The sequence below is a fragment of the Bacteroides graminisolvens genome (assembly GCF_963666085.1).
GTDB classification, from domain to species: Bacteria; Bacteroidota; Bacteroidia; order Bacteroidales; family Bacteroidaceae; genus Bacteroides; species Bacteroides graminisolvens.
In genome coordinates, this window is record NZ_OY762556.1 from 2,647,392 (window position 1) to 2,661,687 (window position 14,296).

Consider the following 14,296-nt stretch of genomic DNA (forward strand, 5'->3'; position numbering starts at 1 on the left):
TCTATCTCAAACTTCCGTTGTTTTATTATTTTATTTATCAATTTTTATTTTTTATTTTTATGAACATTTATGTTGGAAACCTAAGCTATCGCGTTAGGGAAGCAGATTTGAGACAGGTTATTGAAGAATACGGTACAGTTGATTCTGTTAAATTAATCGTTGACCGTGACACTAAAAAATCAAAAGGCTTTGCATTCGTTGAAATGCCAGACAGCACTGAAGCTGGTCAGGTTATCAAAGAACTTAACGGAGCTGAATACGAAGGTCGTCAGATGGTAGTTAAAGAAGCCTTGCCACGCAAGTAATTCTTTTAAAATAAATCTTACTTATAAAAAAGGATGCATCACATGATGTATCCTTTTTTTGTGCCTTTAAATAGCCTTGCCACAAAGCCTTTGAGAGTTGTGCACAAAGATGAATTCTTTTGTGCGTAGAAAACAAATATCTTGTGCGCAGTGAACAGCTGCGTTGAGCACAGCGTGGTAAAATGAAGCGTGCTGTTTGTTTTTATCGGTCAGATTTCTTTAGATTCGGTAAAAAGTAAGTAACCAATCCTAACAAAGGCATGTAGGCACATATCTCATAAACATATTCAATTCCTTTGCTATCGGCCATATTACCCAAAATAGCCGAAGCTACACCTGCAATGCCGAATGCCAGTCCGAAAAACAGTCCCGAAATAAGTCCCAGTTTGGCCGGCAATAGTTCTTGCGCATAAACCAGTATGGCCGAAAAAGCCGATGAAAGAATCAACCCGATGCAAATACTTAAAATGCAAGTCCAAAACAAATTGGCATGAGGCATCAACAACGTAAAAGGAGCTACCCCTAAGATAGATACCCAAATGACGTATTTACGTCCCACGCGGTCGCCTATGGGCCCACCCAACAATGTTCCCAGCGCAGCTGCAAAAAGAAAGGCAAACAAGTAAAATTGAGAGTTCTGGATGGAAACACCAAATTTATGCATCAGGTAAAAGGTATAGAAGTTGGTGAGACTGGCCATGTAGATGTATTTAGAGAAAATTAGTATGAGCAGAATGAGTAGTGAAAAAATCGTTTTGTTGCGTGACAACGGCCCTTTGACAGCTGCTACCTGCTTGCGTCCTCGTTGTCCGGCAATTTGCAGCACTCTTCTATACCATTTGCAAATGGGAATCATTGCTAGAATAGCAATTACTGCCAGCACAGCAAACAAAGCAATGTGCTGCTGTCCGTAAGGAGCAATGATCAGCGCAGCTAATAACGGCCCCATCGATCCGCCTAAATTGCCACCTACTTGAAACAAAGATTGCGCTAATCCGCGTTTACCACCCGATGCTAGCGAAGTAAGCCGTGAAGCTTCGGGGTGTAAAATAGACGAACCGACACCCACCAGAAACACCGATAAAAAAACCTGTGGGAGGGTAGTGGCGAAAGCCAGGAAAAGCAATCCTGCCAGCGTGAAGCTCATGCCGATGGGTAAAAACCACGGGTTCGGTTTTTTGTCGAGATAGATGCCCACCAACGGTTGAAAAACCGAGGCCGAAATCTGATAAACCAGCGTGATGAGCCCTATTTGCGCAAAGCTGAGAGATAAGCTATCTTTTAATAATGGGTAAATAGCTGAAATGACAGATTGTAGCGTGTCGTTTAATAAATGCGCAATGCTTAGCGCTATGAGGATGCTAAAGGTAGTTCCCCCGGCCGCTTTCGAATTAAATTGGTTCATGTGCTTTATCTTATTTACCTTTAAAAGGCTGCAAAGTTACACTAAATTTCTAGTATAACGATTTTAATGCTAGCCGTTTTCATGCAAATATTGTCATTATGCATCGCTTTTTGAGGGCAAATGCTTTCTCTCTTACTAATGTTTTTGTAAATTTGCACCCTTATAAATTTGAATAGTTAAAATTTAGAATATACAGTGATGAGTAAAAGATTTGCTGAACATTCTCAGTTCGACCTTTCTGAGGTGAACAAAGAGGTACTTAAAAAATGGGATGAAAACAGTGTTTTCGCCAAAAGTATGACAGAACGTGAAGGGTGTCCCTCATTTGTGTTTTTTGAAGGACCTCCCTCGGCCAATGGTATGCCGGGTATTCACCATGTAATGGCACGTTCCATCAAAGATATTTTCTGCCGTTACAAAACGATGAAAGGTTTTCAGGTAAAGCGTAAGGCCGGATGGGATACGCATGGACTACCGGTGGAACTGGGAGTAGAGAAAGCGCTGGGCATTACCAAAGAAGATATTGGTAAGAAAATCACTGTTGCCGAATACAATGCAGCTTGCCGCAAAGATGTGATGAAATTCACCAAAGAGTGGGAGGACCTTACGCTCAAGATGGGGTATTGGGTCGATATGAACGATCCCTACATTACGTATGATAACCGCTACATTGAAACTCTGTGGTGGCTGCTGAAACAACTGTATAAAAAAGGATTACTTTACAAAGGATATACCATTCAGCCTTATTCTCCGGCTGCCGGAACAGGGTTGAGCTCACACGAGCTGAATCAGCCGGGCTGCTACCGTGATGTGAAAGATACGACGGTGGTTGCACAGTTCCTGATGAAGAATCCCAAGCCCGAAATGTCGGCATGGGGTACTCCTTATTTTATTGCGTGGACTACCACACCGTGGACATTGCCCTCAAACACAGCGCTTTGTGTGGGGCCCAAAATTGACTACGTAGCCGTTCAGTCTTACAATGCGTACACCGGCGAGCCTATTACGGTTGTGTTGGCGAAGGCATTGCTGAATACTCATTTTAATCCGAAAGCAGCTGAAATAGCTTTGGAAGATTACAAACCGGGTGATAAGTTGGTGCCGTTTAAAGTGGTGGCCGAATACAAAGGAACCGATTTGGTGGGCATGGAATATGAGCAGCTTATTCCCTGGGTCAATCCGGGCGAAGGTGCGTTCCGTGTTATTCCGGGCGATTACGTAACAACGGAAGACGGTACGGGTATTGTTCACATTGCGCCTACGTTTGGTGCCGACGATGCCTTGGTGGCAAAAAATGCGGGTGTTCCTCCTTTGCAACTGATTAATAAGAAGGGTGAATTGCGTCCGATGGTTGATCTGACAGGTAAATTCTATACTTTAGATGAGCTGGACGAATCCTTTGTAAATCAGAGCGTTAACGTCGAACTATATAAAGAATATGCCGGTCGGTTTGTGAAGAATGCCTATGACCCTACGTTGACGGAAAAAGATGAATCATTGGATGTTTCCATTTGCATGATGATGAAGGCGTCTAACAAGGCGTTCAAGATAGAGAAGCATGTGCACAACTATCCGCATTGCTGGAGAACAGACAAGCCGGTGCTTTATTATCCGCTCGACAGTTGGTTCATCCGTTCTACCGCTTGCAAAGAGCGTATGATGGAACTGAACAAAACCATTAACTGGAAACCGGAATCGACGGGAACAGGCCGTTTCGGCAAATGGCTTGAAAACCTCAATGACTGGAACCTTAGTCGCTCGCGCTACTGGGGCACACCGTTGCCTATCTGGAGAACGGAGGATAATAGTGAGGAAATATGCATTGAATCGGTAGAGGAACTCTATAACGAAATAGAAAAATCGGTAGCTGCCGGACTGATGGCTTCGAACCCTTACAAAGAAAAAGGATTTGTTCCGGGCGAATACAATCAGGATAATTACGAAAAGATTGACCTGCACCGTCCGTACGTTGACGATATTATTCTGGTTTCCAAAGAGGGTAAACCGATGAAACGCGAACTCGATTTGATTGACGTGTGGTTTGATTCGGGTGCTATGCCTTACGCGCAAATTCATTATCCGTTTGAAAACAAAGAATTACTGGACACCAACCAGGTGTATCCAGCCGATTTTATTGCCGAAGGTGTTGACCAAACTCGCGGTTGGTTCTTTACATTGCATGCTATCGCTACGATGGTGTTTGATAGTGTGTCTTACAAAGCTGTTATCTCGAACGGATTGGTGCTCGATAAAAACGGTAATAAAATGTCGAAAAGACTAGGCAATGCCGTTGACCCCTTTAGCACAATCGAGAAATACGGATCCGACCCCTTGCGTTGGTACATGATAACCAATTCTTCTCCATGGGACAACCTAAAATTCGATGTGGAAGGAATAGAAGAGGTGCGCCGTAAGTTCTTCGGTACGTTATACAATACGTATTCGTTCTTTGCACTGTATGCCAATGTGGATGGTTTTGAATACAAAGAGGCAGATGTTCCCGTGGCTGAACGTCCGGAAATTGACCGCTGGATTCTTTCCGTACTCAACTCATTAGTGAAAGAGGTGGATAGCTGTTACAACGATTATGAACCCACCAAAGCCGGACGATTGATTTCTGATTTTGTAAACGATAATTTATCAAACTGGTACGTGCGTCTCAACCGTAAACGTTTCTGGGGAGGCGGCTACTCGCAAGATAAACTTTCTGCTTACCAAACGCTTTACACTTGTTTGGAAACAGTTGCCAAACTAATGGCGCCTATTGCACCTTTCTATGCCGATAAATTATACATGGATTTGATTGCTGCAACGGGAAGAGATGCGGTTGTGTCTGTGCATTTGGCTAAGTTCCCTGTGTGCAACAGTTCGCTGATTGATGCGGCGCTTGAAGCACGCATGCAAATGGCTCAGGATGTAACATCCATGGTATTGGCGCTTCGTAGAAAAGTGAATATTAAGGTTCGTCAACCACTTCAGTGCATTATGATTCCTGTTTCGGATGAAGCGCAAAGAACTCATATTGAAGCGGTTAAGTCTCTTATTATCAATGAGGTTAATGTGAAAGAAATTAATTTTGTTGATGGTACGGCAGGTATTCTGGTGAAAAGAGTGAAGTGCGATTTCAAAAAGCTAGGTCCTAAATTTGGTAAACAAATGAAGGCAGTGGCGGCTGCAGTAGGCGAGTTGCCACAAGAAGCTATTGCGGAACTGGAGAAAAACGGCAGGTATACTTTGTCATTGACCGATGGCGAAGCAGTTATTGAAGCGGCTGATGTTGAAATTATCAGCGAAGACATACCCGGCTGGCTGGTTGCCAACGAAGGAAAGCTGACAGTAGCTCTTGAGGTGACTGTGACGGAAGAACTTCGTCGGGAAGGTATAGCCCGTGAACTGGTAAACAGGATTCAAAATATTCGTAAATCGAGCGGATTTGAGATAACCGATAAGATAAGAATCAGATTATCTAAAAATCAGGAAACGGATGATGCGGTAAATGAATATAATAGTTATATTTGCAATCAGGTTTTAGGGGTTTCCCTAGAATTAGTTGATGAGGTCAAAGATGGTACGGAGTTGAACTTCGATGATTTCTCACTGTTTGTAAGTGTAATTAAAGAATAAATAAAAACTACTAACCTTTTAATTATTTAGAGTTATGACAGAAAAGACGAGATACTCTGATGCGGAGTTAGCTGAATTTCGTGCAATCATCATGGAGAAATTAGAATTGGCGCAACGTGATTATGAACAGTTGAAGCTAAGCATAATGAACAAGGATGGTAACGACACGGATGATACTTCGCCAACATATAAGGTGCTTGAAGAGGGCGCAAATACATTGTCAAAGGAGGAAACTACAAGGTTAGCGCAAAGACAGTTGAAATTTATTCAAGGTTTGCAGGCTGCTTTGGTTCGCATAGAAAACAAAACCTATGGCATTTGCAGGGAAACAGGTAAATTGATTCCCCCCGAACGTCTTCGTGCCGTACCACACGCTACGCTTAGCATTGAAGCTAAAAATGAAGGAAAAAGATAAAAGTGTGAAGTAATAGCTAAAGTGTTGGGCTGTTCCGCAATTATGCTGATAGCTCAACACTTTTATGTTTAATGGAGTGTTTGCTCCAACTCTTTACTCAGGTAAGAATGAAAAAAATACTAACAAAAGGCCGGATATCATTACTCGTAATCGTTTCTGTGCTTCTCATTGACCAAATTATTAAGGTTATTGTGAAAACCAATATGTACTTTCATGAAAGTATTCATATTACAGATTGGTTTTATATTTACTTTACAGAGAACAACGGAATGGCTTTCGGTATGGAAATATTCGGTAAACTGTTTCTCACCAGTTTTCGTATTATTGCCGTAGGCTTTATTGCTTTGTATCTGTATAAAACAATAAAAAAAGGAGCCAAAACGGGTTATATAATATGTTTGTCGTTGATACTTACAGGTGCGCTCGGAAATATAATTGATAGCGTTTTTTACGGTGTTCTGTTTGACCAAAGCACCAATTCTTCCATTGCTACATTCTTGCCTGCTGAAGGGGGTTATTCAACCTGGTTCTATGGCAAGGTGGTCGATATGTTCTATTTTCCCATCATCGATACAACCTGGCCTATGTGGATGCCGGTTATTGGTGGCCAACATTTTATATTCTTCAGTCCGATATTTAATTTTGCAGATGCAGCCATTAGTTGTGGTATTATTGCATTGCTTTTGTTTTACAGCAAATATTGGAATGAGAGTTATCACCACAAAAATTGACGAATAGTTAAGTGTATTAAACATGAAGAAACTCTGCTTTTTTTTCATACTTATGTTGACTGTAATGGCCTGTAAGGTTAAAAGACCCGACGGTGTTATTGCTGAGTCCCAAATGGAGGAGTTGCTCTATGATTATCATCTGGCACGCTCCATGGGAGAAAATCTGCCTGTGTCAGATAATTATAAAAAAGCATTGTACATTCAGTCCGTTTTTCAAAAGTATGACGTAACACAGGCCGAATTTGATTCTTCAATGGTTTGGTATACCAGGCACACTGATATTTTAGCGAAAATATACGAAAAAATAAATGATCGTTTGAAAGAGGAACAAGCATCTATCAACCACATGGTAGCCATACGCGATAAAAAGTCGCCTGTTTCACAGCCCGGTGATAGCGTTGAGTTGTGGTTTATGGAGCAGGTATCTTGTTTGACAAACGCGCAAGATAACAACAAAATATCTTTTGTAATACCGACGGATGTTAATTCGCAAGATCGTGATGCGCTGGTTTGGAAAGCTTCTTTCTTTTATCCTTCTAAAGCAGGGAAAGCAATGCCGAAAACTTACATGGCCATGCAAATGATTTATCGAAACGATAGTGTGATCACTTCCTCTCGCAAAATTACCCGATCCGGAGAACAGGAAATCCGTTTGCAGTCAGATACGCTGGGAGCGCTTCGTGAAGTTCGTGGTTATATTTATTTTGAAGGTGGCAAGGATGACTATGTGTTGGTTCACAACATATCGATGAAGAGGTATCGCGTAACAGGCGAAATAGCAAAACCTGTTGAGCCGGTTCCAACTGATTCGACTCATACTGTTAAATCTGCACCGGTCTCCAAAGATACGTTGACTCCTCAAGAACCTGTTAAAAGGATGAATCCCGAGGAACTGAATCGCAGGCGTAGAACGATGCCTGCCAGGAAACTACAACCCATGAAACGATAACTGTAATTACTATGAAACGATTTGCTTCTCATTATTTATTTCTTCCCGAACACGGATGGATGAAACAGATGGTCGTTGAAATTGAAAATGACAATGTTTCAAGGATTTTTCCTTTAAGCGAAGAATCGGAGCGTGTACAGTGGATGCCGGGTGTAAGCGTACTGCTGTCGGACACAGACGTTACTAAGGATTTTAATAGGGAAGCTATGCTGGCAGACAAAATTAGACCTTTACTGGCCGAAACAAAGATTGTTGATTACATAGCTTCTGATATGAATGAAGTCATTATGCAAAAAAAATGGGTGGTTTTCCGACTTTTCCCGTTTGATTTTATAGATATGCAACCTTATTCAGCTACCAAACTAGCCATTCTGCGCTAGTCTTCTAAACTCGGCACATACAATGGCCGTTGCTATGGCTACGTTTAATGACTCCGATGAATTTCTTTCCTGTGGGTAGTTGGGAATGTATAGCTTTCTGTTTACGTAAGTTTCTATATCAGGGCTAATTCCGTTGCCTTCGTTACCCATAATAATAATGCCGTTTTTAGTCAACGGCTCTTCGTACATGTTCTTTCCATCAAGGAAAGTTCCGTAAATGGGTGTATCTTTTAGTGCAGACAAAAACGCTGGCAAGTCTACATAATGAACCTTAACACGAGCAATAGCTCCCATGGTTGCCTGAACGGTTTTCGGATTGAATACATCAACCGTATTAAAAGAACAGTAGATGTTTTCTATTCCAAACCAGTCAGCCAAACGAATAATGGTGCCTAAGTTACCCGGGTCTTGAACGTCATCCAAGGCAAGAGATAAGTTATGGCCTATTGTTTCAGAATCTATTGTATAATTAGGTTGTTTAAAAACGGCAAGCACACGTTGAGGGGTTTTTAATAAACTCGTACGGGCTAACTCATCGGGCGTCACTTCTGCTATCTCATCGGCTTTTACGTAGGGATGTTCTTCGAGCCATTCACGTGTGGCAGCAAGAAAAGAGCAATGAAAATGCCCTAATAATTCTTCGGTTAATTTGGGGCCTTCTGCTAAGAAAACGCCTTCTTCTTTTCTGTTTTTCTTTAATTCCAGCGAATGAATATACTTTATTTTATTTTTACTAATAGACATTTCTTTAGATTCTGTTTATATTTTTTTTGCAAATCTAGGAAGATATTTTTAATAACCGCCCATACTTCACTCTCTTTTTCTTTTAGCGTGAAGAAAATATGACTTATATTTGTGAATCATTAAATAATTGATCTTTCCTAACGCATGAATAAAGGCTTTCGTTATATTATATATTCCCTTTTTGCCATGACAATGGTTGCCTGCTCTGGTACGAAATATGTGCCCGAAGGTGCTTATTTGTTAGATAAAGTAGCAGTTCAGGCCGATAATAATGATACTAAATCAACTGACTTGTCTACTTATATAAGACAAAAACCTAACAATAGATGGTTTAGTGTGATAAAAACGCAGCTGTATATTTACAACCTTTCCGGAAGAGATTCTACCAAATGGTACAATCGGATGTTAAGAAGGATTGGTGACGCTCCGGTTGTGTACAGTGAATATGATACGCAACGTTCGCAGGAAGAGCTCAAAAAAGCGGTGCAAAACATGGGATACATGGGAGCGGAGGTCTATACGGATAAAAAAATTAAGAAGAAAAAGATAGAAGTGACATATCGGGTTGCATCGGGCAAACCCTACATTGTTCGTAGCGTGAAACTGGATGTTAAGGACAAAAAAATAGCAGAATATTTGCAAAATGACTCGGCGAATTCTCTTTTACGTCCGGGAATGTTGCTCAACGTAAATAAACTCGATAATGAACGTCAGCGAATTACGTCATTCCTTCAGCAAAATGGATACTACCGGTTTAATAAAGATTTTATCTCTTACAGCGCGGATACCGTGAGGAGTACGTATCTGGTTGATTTAACACTGCATTTGCTTCAGTTTAAAGCATATACTGATAATGAACCATCAGACCACAAGCAATACAAAATAGGAAAGGTTAGCTTTATAACAGATTATGATGTTCTTCAATCATCGGCACTGAGCAGCATTGAAATCAATGATTCCATTCATTATAAAAATTATCCGATCTACTATAAGGATAATCTTTATCTGCGTCCCAAAGTTTTGGTAGATAATTTGCAAATTCGTCCGGGTGAGCTTTATAATGAAAGAAATGTACAGCGTACATATAATAACTTCGGACGACTTTCTGCACTGAAATATACAAATGTTCGTTTTTTTGATACTCAGGTAGCTGATACTAATTTACTAAATTGTTATGTGTTATTAACGAAGGGTAGGCATCAGTCTGTGGCTTTTGAGGTAGAAGGAACGAACTCGGCGGGCGACTTGGGGGCTGCTGCATCTGTTTCCTTTCAACATAGAAATCTGTTTCATGGTTCTGAAACATTCATGGTTAAACTGAGAGGGGCTTATGAAGCTATTTCGGGTTTACAGCAGGGTTATAGCAATGATAATTATACAGAATATGGAGTAGAGTCAAGTATTAACTTCCCAAGTTTCTTGTTTCCTTTTCTGGCTACAGACTTTAAAAACCGCATAAGAGCAACTACTGAATTCGGTTTGCAATATAATTCTCAGCAAAGACCTGAGTTTTCAAGAAAAGTAGCATCTGCCTCTTGGAGTTATAAATGGTCCAATTCTCGTAAATCTCAGCACCGATTTGATTTGTTGGATGTTAGTTTTCTATATTTTCCATGGGTCTCAGATACTTTTAAGCAGAAGTATGAAGAGAATAATCAAAGTTATATTTTTGAATACAATTACAAAGACAGATTGATTGTGCGCATGGGTTATATGTTCAATTACAATAGTGCAGGGGAGAGGATGGCGAATAACACGATTAAAAGTAACTCCTTCTCAATTCGAGCTGGTTTAGAGTCGGCGGGTAATGTAATGTATGCAATTTCAAATCTTACAAAACTGTCGAAAAACTCTGATGGTGAATATTCCTTGTTAAACATCCCTTATGCCCAATATGTTAAGGGCGATTTTGACTTCTCTAGGAATATTGTTATTGACGATAAAAATGCTATTGCTTATCACGTTGGAGTTGGTATTGCTGTCCCTTATGGAAATTCAAAAAGCATTCCCTATATTAAGCAGTATTTTTCAGGCGGAGCTAATAGTGTACGCGGATGGTCGGTTCGGGAACTAGGTCCTGGCTCATTTCCTGGTGATGGAAACTACTTAAATCAGTCGGGCGACATTAAATTTGATGCCAGTATAGAGTATCGAAGCAAACTTTTTTGGCTTTTGCAGGGAGCTTTGTTTGTTGATGCAGGTAATATTTGGACTATTAAGGAGTATGAAAACCAACCAGGCGGTCAATTTGATATTTCGAAGTTTTATAAACAAATAGCTTTTGCGTACGGTTTAGGGATAAGAATTGACCTTGATTATTTAGTATTTAGAATAGATGGAGGTATGAAAGCTCTCAATCCGGCTTATAGCAGTGGTAAGCAAAGATATCCGATTCTTAATCCTAATTTTAAGCGGGACTTTACGTTCCATTTGGCAGTGGGGTATCCTTTCTAAATAGATTCTTTGTCAGAGAGGGTTATGGAAAAACAAAGCCCTTTTGTTGAACAACAGCACAACAAAAGGGCTTGTAATACTATATCAATTTATCGAGCTGCAAAGAACGAGCTGTTCATTACAACTTGGCGTGCTGCCATCATACCTTGTGCATCAAGAGTTACATTCATTGTATTTCCATTCGGTAGAAATAAATCGGCAGTACCATCGTTATTCATTTTTAATAACTTAGTAGACTCTCCGTTGTATTCTACGTTCCATGTGTTATTTTCTTCATTGTATTTGAGATTCATTGATTGATCTTCTTTACTGATAGTGTAACCATCTTCTAACGTTTTCACCAAGTAATCTCCATTCTCACCTTTTACCTTTTTGACTTCTCCTACATTGGCGCTTGCAGGATTAGAACCGGTCCAAAACTCAATAGAGTTGAGAACTACAACGTCTATTAAACCCGCAATAGGGTAAATAGGTACAATGTTACAAGCAAGAAACACGAGTTCATTTACAAATTTGTTGCCAAGTCCCTGATTCCAGTCAAGAACTTTATGCCATAAGGCAAATGAACCGATACAAGAACTAAATAATAATGTGCCACTGATTAATAATGCACCGATAGATAATTTGATCTTTCTCATTCTTAATATGTTTTAAATTAATAGTAAATACAAATATATATCATTTTATTTATTTGCAACAATTGATAAAAAATAAAATCTATCTTTTATGTTTAATAAGTTTCTTCAGAATGTTATCAAGTGAATACTTTCCAGGGCCAATAAAGTACATCAAAAGAAATACTATCAAATAAATGAACGCTAGTTCTTTAACTACAAAAGGATCTGCTCCATGTACTATAAAAAATGCGACTACCATAGTTACAATCATAGGAATAAGAGATAATCTGTACAGAAAGCCTAGAATAAAAGCTAAAGAACAAATTAGTTCTCCGAAAATAGCTAATACTAACGAGGTACTGCTCCCTAATCCGATAGGATCTGGAAAACCAGATGACATTTGTTCAAACGCATTCCATTTTTGTAATCCGTGTAGCATCATTAATGTACCAAAAACGACTCTCATGCCAAGCAAAAACAAAGATGTTTTTGTATCATCCGGTTTTGACGGGAATAAAAAATTGTAAATCATATTATCTTCTTTTTAATATTTATTATTTTTATAACAGTTGTTATATCGAAAAAGTTTTTGCTTTTGTTAAAGTTGCTAATTAAATAATTAAAATTGGATTTATCAATTAGTGGGGCTATCTTTGTGAAAAAATAATTTAATAATGAATATTGAGGTCCTTAAAAAAGAAATTAGCGAAGTTTATCAAACACCCATTTTACATCAAACGGCCTTTTGGTCAGAAGTGAAAAGTAATTTAGGAGTAAAATCAAAAGCATTTGAATTTAAAATTAGAAACTCTGACTTATATACAAATACGGGAGGAAGGAGTTATACTGTATCTGATTTTTTAGTTTTAATACAACAGTTAAGTAAAGAATCAACAATAGCGTACGTTCCCTATGGACCCGAGATAGAACCTTCTGAGGAAAATCAGGGTCGCTTTTTAGAGGAACTGTCGGAAATTGTCAGATCTTATCTTCCAAGCAATTGTATTGCTTTACGATATGATTTGAATTGGCAATCTCATTGGGGAAAGGATGATTTTTGTGATGATGAAGGCAAATGGATGGGACCCCCTCAACCTAATTATCAGGAATTTCATTTCAATTACAATACTATAAATTGGAATTTTAAAAAGGCAAATACTGACATATTACCAGTCAATACAATATTTATTGATATACAGCCAGAGGTAAATGCTATTTTAAGTAAGATGAAAGCTAAGACTCGTTACAATATTAACCTGGCTTTACGTAAAGGGGTAGTAGTTAAAGAGGTTGGGATGGATAAATTGCACGTTTGGTACAACTTATACCGGGACACGGCTTATAGAAATAATATTTTTCTGAATGATATAGACTATTTTCAGACGGTGTTAGCTTCAAAGGCAGAAAATACATCGTCTCCGGCTATAGTCAAATTGCTACTTGCTGAATTAAACGGAGAACCTGTATCTGCCATGTTTTTAGTTATTACAGACCATCGTGCTACATATCTCTATGGAGCTTCTTCTTCAGCTCATCGCAATTCAATGTCTACTTATGCTTTGCAATGGGAGGCCATCCGAATTGCAAAAACTTATGGTTGCACAGAATATGATATGTTTGGCATACCGCCTAACTCAAATCCATCACATCCTATGCATGGACTATATCAGTTTAAAATAGGATTCGGTGGTGAATTATATCATCAAATGGGTTGCTGGGATTATCCTTTTGAAAAAGATAAATATGCATTGTTTCAAGCATACGAAATGAACTCAAAAGGCTATCATTTATAACTTTTTGTTTTCAATCCAGTTGATAATTTCTGGGCACATCGGACTTTCTTTAGGTGGAATCATTCCTATCCATTTACCATTTTCATCAATCATAAACTTTTGGAAATTCCACTGTACAGGTGCGTCTTCTTTTCCGTTTTTAGATTTTTGAGTTAACCACTCATAAACGGGAGAGATGTCGCTTCCTTTAACTGATATTTTAGCCATAAGTGGAAATTCAACATCGTAGTTTAGTACGCAGAAAGATTTGATTTCGGCATTACTACCGGGTTCTTGCCCATTAAAATTGTTAGCAGGGAATCCTACTATTGTGAATTTATCTCCTCCATATTTTTTATAAAGTTGCTGCAGCTCAAAATATTGGGGAGTAAGGCCGCATTTTGAAGCTAAATTGACTATTAACACCTTTTTCCCTTTTAGCTGGCTCAAAGGGAATGCTTCTCCATCAATGGTAGTAACTGTAAAATCATGCAAAGTGGCTTGCTGAGCATATATAGTACCTCCTAGAGGTGCTACGAGAAAAAGTAAAATATAGATTATTGTTCTCATCTGCTATGAATGTTATTATAAAATAATAATAAGAACAAATGGATTTCCGAATGGTTCAAAAACAAAAAAAGGTATCAAAATTGATACCTTTTTGTCGGGGTAGCGGGATTCGAACCCACGACCCCCTGCTCCCAAAGCAGGTGCGCTAACCGGACTGCGCTACACCCCGAAAACTTTAGTGTGTTACCATCTTTAAAGCGAGTGCAAAGGTAGGCATATTTTTTATATTTGCAAATATATTGGTGTAAAAAACACAAGTTTTTCGCATTTTATTTTTCAGTGATTTGTTTTGTGTTGATAATCAGCATGTTAAGTATTGTATTTATTTTT

Annotated in this window: 13 protein-coding genes and 1 tRNA gene; 8 read left to right on the forward strand and 6 right to left on the reverse strand. The window is 39.1% G+C overall.

All coding sequences use genetic code 11. The features are described 5' to 3' along the window. The first annotated feature begins 59 nt into the window (after nt 1–59). On the forward strand, nt 60–305 hold the full coding sequence (locus tag ACKPCE_RS11225; protein WP_024996960.1) for an RNA-binding regulator: 246 nt from the start codon (nt 60–62) through the stop codon (nt 303–305). 202 nt (nt 306–507) lie between these two features. On the opposite strand, the gene ACKPCE_RS11230 is transcribed toward ACKPCE_RS11225, so the two are convergent. Continuing rightward, entirely contained in the window at nt 508–1,710 is a 1,203-nt protein-coding gene (locus tag ACKPCE_RS11230) for an MFS transporter (RefSeq protein ID WP_319505251.1), read from the reverse strand. 198 nt (nt 1,711–1,908) lie between these two features. On the opposite strand from ACKPCE_RS11230, the gene ileS reads away from it, so the two are divergent. The 5 genes from ileS (at nt 1,909) to ACKPCE_RS11255 (ending at nt 7,809) form a co-directional block, all read left to right on the forward strand. Then, nucleotides 1,909–5,334 (forward strand): isoleucine--tRNA ligase, encoded by a 3,426-nt coding sequence (gene ileS, locus ACKPCE_RS11235; RefSeq protein ID WP_319505252.1) that lies wholly within the window; start codon nt 1,909–1,911, stop codon nt 5,332–5,334. Between the two features lie 34 nt (nt 5,335–5,368). Further along, nucleotides 5,369–5,749 (forward strand): TraR/DksA family transcriptional regulator, encoded by a 381-nt coding sequence (locus ACKPCE_RS11240; protein ID WP_024996959.1) that lies wholly within the window; start codon nt 5,369–5,371, stop codon nt 5,747–5,749. Between the two features lie 107 nt (nt 5,750–5,856). Further along, nucleotides 5,857–6,480 carry a lipoprotein signal peptidase gene (locus ACKPCE_RS11245; protein ID WP_319505253.1) on the forward strand — a complete coding sequence of 208 codons (624 nt, stop codon included), beginning with the start codon at nt 5,857–5,859 and terminating at the stop codon, nt 6,478–6,480. A 22-nt stretch (nt 6,481–6,502) separates the two neighbouring features. Then, nucleotides 6,503–7,429 carry a DUF4296 domain-containing protein gene (locus ACKPCE_RS11250; protein WP_319505254.1) on the forward strand — a complete coding sequence of 309 codons (927 nt, stop codon included), beginning with the start codon at nt 6,503–6,505 and terminating at the stop codon, nt 7,427–7,429. Between the two features lie 11 nt (nt 7,430–7,440). After that, complete coding sequence (locus tag ACKPCE_RS11255) at nt 7,441–7,809, forward strand: hypothetical protein (RefSeq protein ID WP_276990918.1); 369 nt, start codon at nt 7,441–7,443, stop codon at nt 7,807–7,809. On the opposite strand, the gene ACKPCE_RS11260 is transcribed toward ACKPCE_RS11255, so the two are convergent. Further along, on the reverse strand, nt 7,792–8,553 hold the full coding sequence (locus ACKPCE_RS11260) for a TrmH family RNA methyltransferase (protein WP_319505255.1): 762 nt from the start codon (nt 8,551–8,553) through the stop codon (nt 7,792–7,794). The two genes, ACKPCE_RS11255 and ACKPCE_RS11260, sit on opposite strands and share 18 nt — an antisense overlap. A 144-nt stretch (nt 8,554–8,697) precedes the next feature. Between ACKPCE_RS11260 and tamL the strand changes: the two genes are divergently transcribed. Further along, nucleotides 8,698–11,007, forward strand: a complete 2,310-nt coding sequence (gene tamL, locus ACKPCE_RS11265; RefSeq protein WP_319505256.1) for a translocation and assembly module lipoprotein TamL — start codon at nt 8,698–8,700, stop codon at nt 11,005–11,007. Nucleotides 11,008–11,096: 89 nt separating this feature from the next. Here the strand turns inward: tamL and ACKPCE_RS11270 are convergent, their stop codons facing one another. Further along, nucleotides 11,097–11,645, reverse strand: a complete 549-nt coding sequence (locus ACKPCE_RS11270; RefSeq protein WP_319505257.1) for a DUF3332 domain-containing protein — start codon at nt 11,643–11,645, stop codon at nt 11,097–11,099. 79 nt (nt 11,646–11,724) lie between these two features. After that, entirely contained in the window at nt 11,725–12,156 is a 432-nt protein-coding gene (locus ACKPCE_RS11275) for a DoxX family protein (RefSeq protein ID WP_319505258.1), read from the reverse strand. Nucleotides 12,157–12,298: 142 nt separating this feature from the next. On the opposite strand from ACKPCE_RS11275, the gene ACKPCE_RS11280 reads away from it, so the two are divergent. Then, nucleotides 12,299–13,417, forward strand: coding sequence for a lipid II:glycine glycyltransferase FemX (locus ACKPCE_RS11280; protein WP_319505259.1), 1,119 nt, complete (start codon nt 12,299–12,301; stop codon nt 13,415–13,417). Here ACKPCE_RS11280 and ACKPCE_RS11285 read toward each other — a convergent pair. Both ACKPCE_RS11285 and ACKPCE_RS11290 read right to left on the reverse strand, forming a co-directional pair. Beyond that, nucleotides 13,412–13,966: a glutathione peroxidase gene (locus tag ACKPCE_RS11285; RefSeq protein ID WP_024996954.1), complete on the reverse strand. Its 555-nt coding sequence runs from the start codon at nt 13,964–13,966 to the stop codon at nt 13,412–13,414. The two genes, ACKPCE_RS11280 and ACKPCE_RS11285, sit on opposite strands and share 6 nt — an antisense overlap. Before the next feature lie 94 nt (nt 13,967–14,060). Beyond that, nucleotides 14,061–14,135, reverse strand: a tRNA-Pro gene (locus ACKPCE_RS11290). Between the last annotated feature and the right edge of the window lie 161 nt (nt 14,136–14,296).

Excerpts from the sequence above, each read along its gene's own strand:
- tamL (WP_319505256.1), top strand. The coding sequence starts at position 8,698 with ATGAATAAAGGCTTTCGTTATATTATATATTCCCTTTTTGCCATGACA.
- ACKPCE_RS11285 (WP_024996954.1), bottom strand. The coding sequence starts at position 13,966 with ATGAGAACAATAATCTATATTTTACTTTTTCTCGTAGCACCTCTAGGA.
- ACKPCE_RS11225 (WP_024996960.1), top strand. The coding sequence starts at position 60 with ATGAACATTTATGTTGGAAACCTAAGCTATCGCGTTAGGGAAGCAGAT.
- ACKPCE_RS11245 (WP_319505253.1), top strand. The coding sequence starts at position 5,857 with ATGAAAAAAATACTAACAAAAGGCCGGATATCATTACTCGTAATCGTT.
- ileS (WP_319505252.1), top strand. The coding sequence starts at position 1,909 with ATGAGTAAAAGATTTGCTGAACATTCTCAGTTCGACCTTTCTGAGGTG.
- ACKPCE_RS11255 (WP_276990918.1), top strand. The coding sequence starts at position 7,441 with ATGAAACGATTTGCTTCTCATTATTTATTTCTTCCCGAACACGGATGG.
- ACKPCE_RS11270 (WP_319505257.1), bottom strand. The coding sequence starts at position 11,645 with ATGAGAAAGATCAAATTATCTATCGGTGCATTATTAATCAGTGGCACA.
- ACKPCE_RS11250 (WP_319505254.1), top strand. The coding sequence starts at position 6,503 with ATGAAGAAACTCTGCTTTTTTTTCATACTTATGTTGACTGTAATGGCC.
- ACKPCE_RS11275 (WP_319505258.1), bottom strand. The coding sequence starts at position 12,156 with ATGATTTACAATTTTTTATTCCCGTCAAAACCGGATGATACAAAAACA.
- ACKPCE_RS11240 (WP_024996959.1), top strand. The coding sequence starts at position 5,369 with ATGACAGAAAAGACGAGATACTCTGATGCGGAGTTAGCTGAATTTCGT.
- ACKPCE_RS11280 (WP_319505259.1), top strand. The coding sequence starts at position 12,299 with ATGAATATTGAGGTCCTTAAAAAAGAAATTAGCGAAGTTTATCAAACA.
- ACKPCE_RS11260 (WP_319505255.1), bottom strand. The coding sequence starts at position 8,553 with ATGTCTATTAGTAAAAATAAAATAAAGTATATTCATTCGCTGGAATTA.
- ACKPCE_RS11230 (WP_319505251.1), bottom strand. The coding sequence starts at position 1,710 with ATGAACCAATTTAATTCGAAAGCGGCCGGGGGAACTACCTTTAGCATC.